The sequence below is a fragment of the Caulobacter sp. DWP3-1-3b2 genome, assembly GCF_049896325.1.
Classification (GTDB): domain Bacteria; phylum Pseudomonadota; class Alphaproteobacteria; order Caulobacterales; family Caulobacteraceae; genus Caulobacter.
In genome coordinates this window covers 72,384-85,795 of sequence record NZ_JAFCUB010000011.1, presented here as the reverse complement: position 1 = coordinate 85,795, position 13,412 = coordinate 72,384, and the positions used below count along the sequence as shown (strand labels likewise).

The window sequence follows — 13,412 nt, the reverse complement described above, 5'->3', positions numbered from 1 at the left end:
CATCCGAGGCGCATCATGCTCTCCCGTGATTTCCTGAAGGCCGGCCATGCGCCGACCCTGTTCGCCGCGTTCCTGTATTTTGACCTGAGCTTCATGGTCTGGGTGATCCTGGGCCCGCTGGGCGTGGCCATCGCCAAGGACTTCCATCTCGACCCCGCCCAGAAGGGCCTGATGGTCGCCATCCCGGTTCTGGCGGGGGCGGTGCTGCGCCTGGTCAACGGCGTGCTGGTCGATCGGATCGGTCCCAAGAAGACCGGGATGATCAGCCAGTTGATCGTGCTGACCGGCCTCGTCGCAGCGTGGCTGCTGGGCATTCATAACTACCACCAGGTCTTGGCCCTGGGCGTCGTGCTCGGCGTGGCCGGCGCTTCGTTCGCCGTGGCCCTGCCGCTGGCCTCGCGCTGGTATCCGCAAGAATATCAGGGGCTGGCCCTGGGCATCGCCGGGGCCGGCAACTCCGGCACAGCCCTGGCCGCCCTGTTCGCGCCGCTGTTGGCCAAGGCCTTTGGCTGGCAGAACGTGATCGGCCTGGCCGCCATCCCGCTCGCCGTCGCCTTTGTCGTCTACATGCTGCTGGCCAAGGACGCTCCCGAGCAACCTGCCCCCAAGACCCTGCCCGAATATATGGAAGTGCTGAAGGTTCCGGACGCCTGGTGGCTGATGCTGCTCTACGCGGTGACCTTTGGCGGCTTCGTCGGCCTGGCCTCGTCCCTGACCATCTATTTCAACTCGGAATATGGGCTGACCCCGGTGATCGCCGGCTTCTTCACCGCCGCCTGCGTGTTCGCCGGCTCGTTCATCCGTCCGGTCGGCGGGGCCCTGGCCGACCGCTTCGGCGGGGTGCGAACCCTGACCATTGTCTTCGCCTTGGCCGCCGTCGGCCTGGCGGCCGCCAGCTTCCAGATGCCCTCGGCTTGGATCGCCTTGGCCGTGCTGATGTTCTCGATGCTGGCCCTGGGCGCCGGCAATGGCGCGGTGTTCCAGCTGGCGCCGCAGCGGTTCCGCAAGGAAATCGGGGTGATGACCGGGCTGATCGGCATGACCGGCGGCATCGGCGGCTTCTACCTCGCCTCGACGCTGGGCATGGCCAAGAAGCTGACCGGCTCCTATCAGCTCGGCTTCCTCGGTTTCGCGGCCCTGGCGGTGTTCGCGCTCTTCGCCCTGCTCGGTCTCAAGGCGCGCTGGCGCTTGGTTTGGCCGACACTGCACGGCGCCGACGCCCGTCCGATCCGTGTCTGATCCCTTTTCCTTCCCAGTGAGCAGAACCATGACCAAGGAAAAGCTGGTCGTCATCGGCAACGGCATGGCCGGTTGCCGGGCGGTCGAAGAAGTCCTCAAGCGCGATCCGGGCCGCTACGAGATCGCCATCTTCGGGACCGAGCCGCGGGTGAACTACAACCGCATCATGCTGTCGCCAGTGCTGGCGGGGGAAAAGTCCTTCGCCGACATCGTGATCAATGACGAGGCCTGGTACGCGGATAACGCCATCGCCCTGCATGCCGGCCGCGCCGTCACGGCGATTGACCTGGAAGGCCGCAAAGTCGCCGCCGAGGGCGGGCTGGAAGTCGCCTATGACAAGCTGATCCTGGCCACGGGGTCTGACCCGTTCCGTCTGCCGTTGCCCGGCATCGATCTTGCGGGCGTGGTCACCTTCCGCGACCTGGACGACGTCGAGTCCATGATCGCCGCTTCTGGCAAGCCCGGCGCCAGGGCCGTGGTGATCGGCGGCGGTCTGCTGGGCCTGGAGGCCGCCTACGGCCTGGCCCGTCGCGGCATGGCGGCCACCGTCGTCCACCTGATGGACGTCTTGATGGAACGCCAGCTGGACGAGAGCGCCGGCTTTTTGCTGCGCGAGGCCCTGGCGGAGCGCGGCGTCGAGACGGTGCTGGGCGCTCATTCCGAGGAGATCCTTGGCATGGACGGCCAGGTCGTGGGCCTCAAGCTCAAGGATGGCCGCGTCCTGCCGTGCGACCTGCTGGTCATGGCCGTGGGCATCAAGCCCAACGCCAGCCTGGCCAGGGCGGCGGGCCTGGCCGTCAATCGCGGCGTGGTCGTCGATGACGCCATGCGCACCTCCGATCCGGCGGTTTTCGCCGTGGGCGAATGCGCCGAGCATCGCGGCAATTGCTACGGCCTGGTCGCGCCGATCTGGGAGATGTGCCGCGCGCTGGCCGGGTCGCTGACCGACGGGGAGGGGGCCTATCAAGGCTCGGTTCTGTCGACCCGCCTGAAGGTCTCGGGCGTCGACGTGTTCTCGGCCGGCAAGTTTTCGGGTGGCGAAGGCTGCGAGGACATCGTGTTCCGCGACGCAGGACGCGGTGTCTACAAGCGCGTCGTCATCGAGAACGGCAAGCTCGTCGGTTCAGTTCTGTTCGGCGACGCCATCGACGGCAATTGGTACTTCGACCTGATGCGGGCCGGAACGTCGGTCACGGACATCCGCGAGACCCTGATCTTCGGCCAGGCCATCACGGAAGGGCTGTCCGGCCTAGACCCTAATGCGGCCGTTGCGGCCATGCCCGATACGCAGGAAATCTGCGGCTGCAACGGTGTCTGCAAGGGTTCGATCGTCGCGGCCATCACCCTCCAGGGATTGACGACCCTGGATGACGTGAAGGCGGTGACCAAGGCCTCGGCCTCGTGCGGCTCTTGCACCCCGCTGGTCGAGCAGGTGCTGAAACTGACCCTGGGAGACGGTTTCAAGGAACAGACCGGCCCCAAGCCGATGTGCAAGTGCACCCACAAGCCGCACTCGGACGTCCGCACGGCCATCGTCGAGTACGACCTGAAGTCGATGCCAGCCGTGATGCAGGCCATGGAGTGGACCACGCCCGACGGCTGCGCCTCGTGCCGACCGGCCCTCAACTACTACCTGCTCTGCGCCTGGCCGTCGGAATATCGCGACGACAAGCAGTCGCGCTACATCAACGAACGGGTCCACGCCAACATCCAGAAGGACGGCACCTATTCGGTCGTTCCCCGGATGTGGGGCGGCATGACCACGCCCGACGAACTGCGGGCCATCGCCGATGTCGCCGACAAGTTCGCGATCCCGGCGGTCAAGGTCACCGGCGGCCAACGGATCGACCTGCTGGGCGTCAAGAAGGACGACCTGCCGGCCGTCTGGGCCGACCTCAACGCCGCCGGCATGGTCAGCGGCCACGCCTATGCCAAGGGCCTGCGCACGGTGAAGACCTGCGTCGGCAGCGACTGGTGCCGGTTCGGCACCCAGGATTCCACCGGCCTGGGCATCCGCCTGGAGAAGTTCCTGTGGGGCTCGTGGGCCCCGGCCAAGGTCAAGCTGGCGGTGTCGGGCTGTCCCCGAAATTGCGCCGAGGCCACCTGCAAGGACTTCGGCGTGGTCTGCGTGGATAGCGGCTTCGAAATCCACATCGGCGGCGCGGCCGGCCTGCACATCCAGGGCACCAAGGTGCTGACCCACGTCGCCTCGGAGGACGAGACCGTCTGGGTGATCGCCGCAGCCATGCAGCTGTACCGCGAAGAGGGCTGGTACCTGGAGCGGGTCTACAAGTGGATGGCTCGGGTTGGCCTGGAGACCATTCAGGCCAAGGTCACGGATCCCGAAACCCGCAAGGCGCTCTACGACCGCTTCGTGTTCTCGCAGCGCTTCGCCCGCATGGACCCCTGGGCCGAACGCGTGGCCGGCCGCCACAACGAGGAGTTCACGCCCATGAGCCGCCGGATGGAGTTCGCCCCCGCATGAACGCGCCCCTGAAATCTGCGGTCTGGATCGATGTCGGCGCGGTGACGGACATTCCGCGTCGCGGGGCCCGTCGCGTCACCAGCCCCTGCGGCGACATCGCCATTTTCCGAACCGGTGATGGCGAGGTGTTCGCCCTGATGGACGCCTGTCCGCACAAGGGCGGGCCGCTGAGCCAGGGCATCGTCCACGGCCGCGCCGTGGCCTGCCCGCTGCACAATTGGTCGATTGACCTGGCCTCGGGCGAGCCCATGGGCGCCGACAAGGGCAAGGGCTGCACGCCGGTGGTGCCACTGGAAGTGCGCGACGGCCGTCTGATGCTCAGTCTGGCGACGGCGCCGGCGATACGGGGGGCCTGATGGCAGACGGCGGCGGCGCGCTCACGATCAAGACCGCCTGCCCCTATTGCGGGGTCGGTTGCGGCGTGAGCGGCGCTGTCGGTGAGAGCCGAGCCTTGTCCGTGACCGGCGACGCCGCTCATCCCGCCAATCTCGGCCGCCTCTGTTCCAAGGGCGCGGCGCTGGGCGCGACGGTGGGGCTGCAGGGCCGGCTCCTTGAGCCGACCATTGGCGGCAAGGTCGCGTCCTGGAGCGACGCCACGGCCCTGGTCGCCAAGCGCTTCAAGGACACCATCGCCAAGCACGGGCCCGACAGCGTGGCCTTCTATGTCTCGGGCCAATTGCTGACCGAGGACTATTATGTCGCCAACAAGCTGATGAAGGGCTTCATCGGCTCGGGCAATATCGACACCAACAGCCGGCTCTGCATGGCCTCGGCGGTGGCGGCCCACAAGCAGGCGTTCGGCGCCGACCTGGTGCCGGGCTGCTATGAGGACCTGGATCTCGCCGACCTGGTGGTGTTCAGCGGCCACAACGCCGCCTGGACCCATCCGGTGCTGTTTCGGCGCATGGAGGTGGCCAAGGCGCGAGGCCAGAAGCACGTGGTCATCGACCCGCGCCGCACCGACACCGCCGAAGGCGCAGACCTGCACCTGGCCATCGCCCCGCAAAGCGACGTGCGACTGTGGAACGGTCTGCTGGCCGACCTGATCCGGCGGGGGGCCATCGACCGCGATTACATCGCCGCTCACGTCAATGGCTTCGCGGATGTCGAGACGGCCCTGGCCGAGCTGGATCAGTCGCCCGCCGCCGTGGCCGCCGACTGCGGCGTGCCGGTGGAAGACTTGCTGACCTTCTACGAGCTGTTCGCCGCCCATGAGCGCACGGTCAGCTTGTTTTCCATGGGCGCCAACCAGTCGGCCCAGGGCACGGCCAAGGGGCTGGCGATCCTCAATGTCCACCTGGCGACGGGGCGGATCGGCAAGCCAGGGGCCTGCCCGTTCTCGATCACCGGCCAGCCCAACGCCATGGGCGGGCGCGAGACCGGCGGCATGGCCAACACCCTGGCCGGCCACATGGACTTCGCCCCCGCCGACCGCGACCGCGTCGCCCGCTTCTGGGGGGCGCCCGACACCGCCCGCGCTCCGGGCCTGAAGGCCGTCGACATGTTCGAGGCGGTCCATGCGGGCAAGATAAAGGCGATCTGGGTGATGGCCACCAACCCGGCCGTCTCGATGCCCGACGCCACCCGGGTGCGCGAGGCGCTGGAGCGCTGCCCGTTCGTGGTGGTGTCTGACTGCGTCGATACCGACACCACGGCCTTCGCCGACGTCAAGCTGCCGGCCCTGGCCTGGGGCGAGAAGGACGGGACGGTGACCAATTCCGAGCGCCGGATCTCGCGGCAGCGGGCGCTGTTTCCGGCGCCCGGCCAGGCCCGCGCCGACTGGCGGATCGTCGCCGACGTCGGACGCGCCATGAGCTTCGATGGCTTCGGATGGCCGTCTCAGGCCAGTGTCTTTCGCGAGTGGGCGCGGATGACGGCCTACGAGAACGAGGGGCGGGTCTTGAACCTGGCGGGCCTGGCCGCCCTGACGCCGGAGGCCTATGCGGCGCTGTCGCCCCTGCAGTGGCCCGTGACGGCGGACGGCCAGGGCACGGCGCGGCTGTTCATCGACGGCCGGTTCCAGACGCCAGACGGCCGAGCCCGCATGGTCCCGACCCGGCCGCGCGGCCCAGCGGACGCCGTCGACGCGGCCTTCCCGCTCTCGCTGAACACCGGTCGCATCCGCGACCAGTGGCACACCATGACCCGCACCGGCTTGGCTCCCGACCTGTGCCGTCACGCGCCCGAACCGTTCGTCGAGGTCCATCCGGCAGACGCCGAGGCCGCGGGCCTCAAGGACGGCGCCCTGACCCGGATCATCACCGTGCGCGGCGAAGCCGTGGCCCTTGCCAAGCTCACCGACCGTCAACGGCCGGGCAGCCTGTTCATGCCGATGCATTGGACCAACGCCTTCGCGCCGTCCGGCCGCGCCAATCCGCTGGTGGCAGCCAATCTCGACCCGACCTCGGGACAGCCGGAGTTCAAGCACACCCCCGCCCGGATCCGCGCCTATCGCGAGACCTGGAAGGGCTTTTTTCTCACGCGGTCCAGCCTCGCATCCCCCACGGGGTTGGACCTCGTCTGGCGGCGCATCCCGCAGGACGCCTGCCAGCAACACGAGTTCGCCGGTCGGGGCGATGAGGCCGAGCGCGCCGCCCTGCGCAAGACGCTTGTCAAAGGCCTGACCGGCGAACTCGTGACCTACGAAGACGCCGCCACCGGCGCCCGACGCGACGCCTGGGTCGAGGATGGGCGGCTGGTCGCTGTGCTGTATATCACCCTGGCCGGTCGTCTGCCGGCGCGGGACTGGTTGGCCGAGCTGTTCGCTGAACCGGTGCTCAGTCCTGAAGCCCGCTCGGCGCTGTTGTTTGGCCGTCCGCCCGGCGCGCCGATCGACAAGGGACCGATGGTCTGCGCCTGCCTGAAGATCGGCGCCAAGGCCGTTCAGGCCGCGATCGTCGCGGGGGCCATCAGTCCTGACGCGGTCGGCGTCGCGACCGGGGCAGGGACCAACTGCGGCTCCTGCCGCCCCGAGATCGCCCGCATGATCGCCGCGTCGGTCGTCATCCCGCCCGTCAAGGAGACCCTCCATGTCGCATGATGCTCAAGCCGGCCGCGTCCTGCTGGTCGGCGCCGGCCCGGGCCCCGTGGACCTGATGACCGTCCGCGCCGTTCGCGCCGTCGAGAGCGCCCAGGCCCTACTCTACGACGCCTTGATCTCGGATGACGCGATCGCCCTGGCCCCGCCCGGCTGCGTGCGCATCCAGACCGGCAAGCGGGCCGGCAGGCTCAGCATGCACCAGGACGAGATCAACCGGCTGATGCTGCGCCTGGCCCGCAAGGGCCTGCGGGTGGTGCGGCTCAAGGGCGGCGATCCGTCGATCTTCGGCCGGGTGGGCGAGGAGTCAGCGTTCCTCCAGGGCCACGGCGTCCCGGTCGAGGTCGTGCCGGGGGTCACCGCCGCCTGCGCCGCCGCCGCTCAGTTTGGCTTCCCCCTGACCCATCGCGGCGAGGCGCGACGGGTGGTGTTCACGACGGCGCGACTGGAGGCCGGCGCCTTGGCCGGCGATTGGAGCGCCGCGTCCGATCCGGAAGCCACGATGGCCATCTATATGGGCGGCGAGGTCGCGGGCGCGCTGAGTGAACGGATGATCGCCGCCGGCCGCTCGCCAGACACTCCGGCGGTGGCCGTGGAGCAGGCGGGCGGCGTCGAGGCGCGGCTCTATCCTTGTACGCTGGGCACATTGGCGGCGGCGCTGGGCGAGACGCGCGGCGGTCCGGTGCTGATCGTCATCGGCGAGGTCGCCGCCCAGGCCAGGAGCGCGGGCGATGTCCTTGAAGAACTGTCGCGCGCCGTGGGCTAAGGTTTCAGCGGGATTGGTCCTGGAGCTGGATCCACCCCGCTGGCTGGCGATGCGTGCGCTTGACCAGATCGTCGCGTAGCGGGGCATAGCGCGGGTCCATCAGGCTGGCCAAGGCATAGGTGCCGACCGCATTGACGGGATCCCACGGGTGCGGCGCATATTCCTTCTGACCCGCGCCCGCGCGGTCGCGGTCGAACTGGACCTTCGAGTTGGCGAACTCGATATGGATCTTTTCGCCCTTGGCGTAGGGCGCCAGCCAGTCGAGCGCGCCGGGCAGGTTGGCGCCGGCGGCGTTGCGCCAGGTGAACCAGTCCTCGCCATGGGCGCGAGCCGACAGCGTCGCCATCATCAGTGGGTCCAGGTCGTAGGTGACGTAGTGGATGGCGTCGCGCTCGTGGAAGTCGTGCACTGTGCCGTCGGCCAGCAGGTTGGTCGTGACTTGGGCGCGAAAAGCCGCCCGGGCCCGGTCGATCAGCTTGGCGTCGGCGACCTGGAAAGCCGCCATCGTGGCCAGCTTGACGCGGTGGCTCTGCCAGTTGGTGTCGAAATTGCGCGGCTTGCCATCCATGGCGTCGAGATAGCCGACAGCCATGCGCCGCCAGAACCCATCGAGCTTGGCGCGGGTCATCGTGGGCAGGTCGGCCTCGGTCAGGTCATAGGCCATGATCAGGGCGTCGAAGCCGGTCTCGTCGATCGGGTTGAAAGACATCTGATAGACGTCGGCCCAGTTCTCCAGATAGCGGCCAGCCTGGTCGAGATAGGCCCGGTCGCCCGTCAGCCGCCAGGCCAAAGCCAGGTTCAGCACGATCGGCTGGTCCTCCTTGGCCGTCACGCTGATCTCGCGAATGCCCTTGCCGGGCAGGGTGCCCTCGGTATGCAGCAGAGGGATCGCGCCGGGCGGACGGGTCAGGGCGGCCTTAGCCTTGCTCAGGACGTCCGCTGCTGCGGGGGCTGCGGCGCCGCCCTTGGCGTAGGCCGGACCCAGAAGAGCGTAGTCGGCCGCCAGGGCCGGCGAGGCCAGCAGCGTCAGGGCGCAGGCCGCGCCCATCAGCAACGTCTTCATGTCACGTGTCTCTTTGGACAAAGACATGAGGCCGGGCGCGGAGCCCAGCCTCACAGGGGAACTACAGGCTAAAAGGTGGCCCGCAGGGTCATCTGGTAGGTGCGGCCGTCATAGTCGATCCGGCGCGGCAGCATCGGATCGCTCTCGTATTCCGAACGGGTTGCATCCGTCAGGTTGAAAGCGTCGACCGACAGCGTCAGGTTGTCGGTGAACTTGTACGAGGCCGAGGCGTCAAGCTGGCTGCGCGCCTTGACGGTGCGGGCGTCGCCGACGAACGAATTGCCGGCGGCCAGATCGTATTTGTCGCGCCAGTTATAGACCAGGCGGGCGCCGAACTTTGGCCCTTCGTAATAGCCGATGAGATTGAGATTGTTCTTCGAAACGCTGGGCAGGGTGATCGCCTTGCCCGCCTGGTCCTTCCCGTCGATCGACGTGTAGGAGTAGTTGAACGCGCCGCCGAAATCCTTCCAGAAGCCGGGCAGGAAATCGAAGTTCTGCTGGATATTGAACTCGACGCCGGTGACCGTCATCGCGTTCTGGTTGGTCTGGCCGCTTATATTGACCTGGGCTTGCCTGACCGTCCCGCCTGCGCCCGTGAAGGTGTTAGAGCTCCTGCAGACTGGCGTGCCGCCCGAGTTGTCGATCGTCAGCGTACCCAGATTGACGTCCAGACCTGGGATCTGGCCCGAGGCGGGGCATAGCAGCGCCGGATCGGTGATCGGGCCGATATAGCCGTCAACCTTCTTGCGGTAGGTCGCCAGCGAGATCAGGCCGCCTGGTCGGTTGTACCACTCCAGGGACAGGTCCACAGAGTCGGAAGTGTAGGGCTTCAGGCTCGTCGCGCCGATGGTCACCGTGTAGACCGGATCGACCGGCGGAGTCAGGTCGACCGGGCTCTGGACATAGGTGGTCGGCACGATGTCGCGTGGCTGCGGGCGCACATAGGTCGAATAGGCCGCGAAACGCAGGATCAGGTCGTCGCGCAGGTCCGCCGCCAGGATCAGCGACGGCAGCCAATAGTCATAGTTGCGTGTCGTCGTCTTGGTGGTCTGTCCGTGGTTGATCGGACCGGGCGCGACCGACTGGGCGGCGGCGCAGTTGGTGCAGTTCAGCGCGACAATCTTGTTGTCGGTATATTCATAGCGAACGCCCAGGGCGCCGTGCACCGGAATGCTGAACATTTCGGTCTTGAACTTGGCTGTTGCATAGGCCGAGTAGACGTCGTTCTCATTGGTGAAGTTGTTGTTCCAGTAGTTGCCGTCCCAGTAGTTGTTCACGAAGCCATAGGGCGTCAGGAACACGCCAGGCGCGCCGAAGGCGAACTGGCCGGGCAAACCGGTGGGATTGGTGGTGGCGTTGCGGGGCGCGGTGTTCACCGGGGTCAGGATCGACAGCATCTGCTTGACGTCCACGCCCATCCAGTTGGACGTCGCCCCCGAAGCCTGGCCGCCGAAGAAATCGTTGGCGTAGCTCAGCTGCGAGGCCATGGCCGGCGTGATGTTCTGGGTCTGGGCGCCCAGCGAAGTGTTGCGCGAACCCGACGAGGTGAACTTCAGGCTCTCGGCGCGGCCGCCAAACTGTAAGCCGGTCAGGAAGCGGCCATCCTCGAAAGTCCGCTCCAGGTCGAGTTGGGCCGAATCCAGGTCGTTCTTGGCCCGGCCGTTTGTGCCGGTGATGCCGAAGCGGTCGGCGGGCGTGTTCGCCGCCGCGCCGGGCATCTGGGCGCCGGCCTGGGTGGCGGCGCTGGCGAGCGCCGGAATGTTGTAGGGTGTCGTCGCCAGGTGTGTGGCGTGCGGGGTGACCAGGGTAGCCGTGTAGTTGGCCAGGTCCGTGCCACCCAGGGCGACCGACGTGCTGATGCCGTTCAGCCCGCCCGCGCCGAGGTTGCGGTAGGGGTTCTGGACGATGTCGAACTCGATCTGCTTGGCTTGGGCCTTGGCGCGCGAGACGGTCAAATTGGCGGTGGCGCGCCATTCGTCGTTCTTGAACTCGACGGTCGGGTTGATGGCCCAGGTCTGGTTCAGGGCCGGCTCCGAGCGGATGGAGTCGAAGGTGTTGATGTTGGCGGCCGAGAACGAGTTGACATAGGCGCGTGGACCGTTCGGCGTCTGCACGATGTAGGGGGCGCCGAGATTGCTGATCCTGGCGACGGCCGAGGTCGCCGTCAGGCCGGTATTGGTGCCCTGGCCCGCGCCGGCGTCGATATAGAGCAGGTTATTGGTGGCCTGGCTCAGCTTGCGCCGGGTGATGAAGCCGTTGGCGCCGAACTTCCAATCTTCATTGATGCGCCACTCGAAGCCCGTGGCGGCCGACAGGGTCGTGCCGCGGTTGAACTTGACGAGCTGGCGGGTCTGGCTGGGATAGTAGACGGGGGCCAGGCCGTTCGGGAACTGCGAGGTGTAGCTGGCGGGCAGCGACGCCTGGAGAGCGTCATAGGCGGCGTTCTGGCCGGCGACATAGGCGCCGGTGTTGTTGACCACGGCCTGTTGGCCACCCAACTGGATCGAGCCCAGCCGGTTACCCCACGAATTGACGGTGATCGAGTCGCGGCGGAACTTTTCGTCCTTCCAGGCGACCACGCCGAACACCGCGAAGTCGTCGGTCAGGTGCTTGTTGTAGCCCAGCGAAGCCAGCGGGCTGCCCAGGTTGCCCAGGTCGTTGTACTCGTAGGAAAGCTTGGCGAAGCCGCCGTCCTTGCGGCCCAGGGCAGGGGCGATGCGCAGGTCGATATTGCCCGACAGGCCGCCGGCCAGGTCCGATGCCATGGGCGACTTGATGACATTGATGGCGGTGAAGATGTCGGAGTTGAAGGCGCCCAGCGGGGTTGAGCCGTTCAGGACCGGGTCGGCGAAGGCGCCGCCGTTCAGGGTGGTGCGCGCGAAGGTTCCGGGCAGGCCGCGCAGGCTGATCGTGGCGTTGCGGCTGTCGGCCTCGCGGTTGATCTGGATGCCCGGGATGCGCTGGATGGCTTCGCCGACATTGAGGTCGGGGAAGCGCCCCAGGCCGTCCGACGAGATGCCGTCCGAGATTTGCAGCGTGTCGCGCTTGGTGGCGATGGCGTTGGCGTAGGCCGCGCGGAAACCGGTTACCACGAGGGCGTCAACGGTGTCGACCGGAGCGGCGGCCTCGGGCGTCGCGGCGGGCGTCTGTTGCGCCTGGGCGGTCGAACCCAGGGCGACGGCGGCGCATGAGGCCAGCAGCGTCGCGCGAAGGACGAGCATATTGAAATTGGATGTCATCTTTAGCCTCCCCAGAGGCGCGTCTGTGTTTGGCGCCGTTGACGAACTTATCCGACCAGTCGCCGCGTATGTCAACGAAATGGTATTACCACTTTTCACAATTCGCCGGAAACTTGGTAAGGCCAAAGTGGAGGGATTGGTTATCACTGTCGTGCGGTCGGAATCGGCCGTGGCGACGAAATGCGTCCGGTCGATGAACGCCTGGCTCCGTCGACGTTGCACGCATTCCAACTTCCAACCTGCGTCGCGGTCGCCTAGTACTGGTACCGCTACCGTCGAAAAAATGACGGTGCGGGAGAGAAGCATGATCCAGACTCGTTGGACACTTGGCGCGCTCGCGGCTGCCCTGCTCATCGTCAGTCCGTTCGCGGCCGGCGCCCAACCGCCCAGTACGAAAACTCACTGGGTGGGGTCGTGGGCGGCCTCGCAGCAGGTTCCGGAGCCACAGAACGCGCTGGCGCCGCAAGATCTCTCCGACGCGACCCTCCGGCAAATCGTTCGTTTGACGGCGGGAGGGCGGCAGGTTCGCGTCAGGTTGTCCAACGTCCACGGCACGGCGCCTCTTCGGTTCACCTCTGTGCATGTCGCCAAGCCCCTCTCGGTGAGCAGCCCGCGAATCGATGTCGCGACCGACCATGCCGCGACCTTCTCTGGTCAGACCGAAGTCGTGGTGCCGGCGGGCGCGGAGTATCTTTCCGACCCGATCGACCTGTCGGTCGCACCCCTGTCGGACTTGGCGATCACCGTCTACCTGCCAGCCTCGCCAGAGCGGCAGACCAGCCATCCCGGATCGCGAGCGACGTCCTATGTGCTGGCCGGTCAGCATGTGGCGGACGCCGACCTGCCGGGCGCCAAGACCGTCGATCACTGGTTCGCGCTGTCGGGCGTCGATGTGGTCGGTCAGACGCGCGGCGCGGTCGTGATCCTGGGCGACTCGATCACCGACGGCTACGGCGTGGCGCCCAACAGCAACCTGCGCTGGCCCGATCATCTCGCCGCCCGACTGCAGGCATCAGCCAAGACCCGCCATCTGAGCGTTCTCAACCAGGGGATCGGAGGCAACCGCGTGTTGCGGGACGGTTCGGGGCCCAACGCCCTGGCCCGCTTCGAGCGCGACGTGCTCTCGCAGACGGGCGTCGCCTATCTGATCGTGCTGGAAGGGGTGAACGACCTGGGCGTGCTGACCCGCGACGCGCCGGCGACCCCGGAGGCCCACGCCGCCTTGGTGCGCGACATGACTGGCGCCTATGGCCAGATGATCGAGCGGGCCCGCGCGCGCGGGATCAAGGTTATCGGGGCGACCATCCTGCCCTATGCCGGTTCGGCCTACTACCATCCCACGGCGGTCAACGAGGCCGACCGCCAGGCGATCAACGCCTGGATCCGCGCGCCTGGCCATTTCGACGCCGTCATCGACTTCGACCTGCTGATGCGTGACCCGGCCAAGCCGGAACGCCTCAACGCGGCCTATGACAACGATGGCTTGCACCCCTCGATGGCCGGCTACAAGACCATGGCGGACGCAATTCCGCTGTCGTTGTTCGACCAATGACCTCTGCAAACGAAGATGTCTGACCAATGGG

General features: G+C 67.2%; 8 protein-coding genes. 6 read left to right on the top strand and 2 right to left on the bottom strand.

What is annotated here, in order from left to right; genetic code table 11:
- Nucleotides 1–15: 15 nt before the first annotated feature.
- The 5 genes from ACP7AG_RS10125 to cobA are packed head-to-tail and all read left to right on the top strand — an operon-like array spanning nt 16 to nt 7,527.
- Nucleotides 16–1,239 (top strand): nitrate/nitrite transporter, encoded by a 1,224-nt coding sequence (locus tag ACP7AG_RS10125; RefSeq protein WP_426012226.1) that lies wholly within the window; start codon nt 16–18, stop codon nt 1,237–1,239.
- A gap of 28 nt (nt 1,240–1,267) precedes the next feature.
- Nucleotides 1,268–3,724 (top strand): nitrite reductase large subunit NirB, encoded by a 2,457-nt coding sequence (nirB, locus tag ACP7AG_RS10120; protein WP_426030713.1) that lies wholly within the window; start codon nt 1,268–1,270, stop codon nt 3,722–3,724.
- A complete protein-coding gene (nirD, locus tag ACP7AG_RS10115; protein WP_426030712.1) occupies nt 3,721–4,080 on the top strand; it encodes a nitrite reductase small subunit NirD in 360 nt (119 codons plus the stop codon). Before nirB ends, nirD begins: the two co-directional genes overlap by 4 nt.
- Nucleotides 4,080–6,764 (top strand): molybdopterin-dependent oxidoreductase, encoded by a 2,685-nt coding sequence (locus ACP7AG_RS10110; protein ID WP_426030711.1) that lies wholly within the window; start codon nt 4,080–4,082, stop codon nt 6,762–6,764. The genes nirD and ACP7AG_RS10110 overlap by 1 nt, the downstream gene beginning before the upstream one ends.
- The gene (gene cobA / locus ACP7AG_RS10105) at nt 6,754–7,527 is read left to right on the top strand and encodes a uroporphyrinogen-III C-methyltransferase (RefSeq protein WP_426030710.1); all 774 of its coding nucleotides are present in this window, start codon (nt 6,754–6,756) and stop codon (nt 7,525–7,527) included. Before ACP7AG_RS10110 ends, cobA begins: the two co-directional genes overlap by 11 nt.
- A gap of 4 nt (nt 7,528–7,531) precedes the next feature.
- On the opposite strand, the gene ACP7AG_RS10100 is transcribed toward cobA, so the two are convergent.
- Together ACP7AG_RS10100 and ACP7AG_RS10095 are read right to left on the bottom strand one after the other, a co-directional pair.
- Nucleotides 7,532–8,590, bottom strand: coding sequence for an alginate lyase family protein (locus ACP7AG_RS10100; protein WP_426030709.1), 1,059 nt, complete (start codon nt 8,588–8,590; stop codon nt 7,532–7,534).
- A 68-nt stretch (nt 8,591–8,658) separates the two neighbouring features.
- Nucleotides 8,659–11,829: a TonB-dependent receptor gene (locus ACP7AG_RS10095; RefSeq protein ID WP_426030708.1), complete on the bottom strand. Its 3,171-nt coding sequence runs from the start codon at nt 11,827–11,829 to the stop codon at nt 8,659–8,661.
- Nucleotides 11,830–12,133: 304 nt separating this feature from the next.
- Here ACP7AG_RS10095 and ACP7AG_RS10090 point away from each other — a divergent pair, with 304 nt between their 5' ends.
- Nucleotides 12,134–13,381, top strand: a complete 1,248-nt coding sequence (locus tag ACP7AG_RS10090; protein WP_426030707.1) for an SGNH/GDSL hydrolase family protein — start codon at nt 12,134–12,136, stop codon at nt 13,379–13,381.
- Nucleotides 13,382–13,412 lie beyond the last annotated feature (31 nt).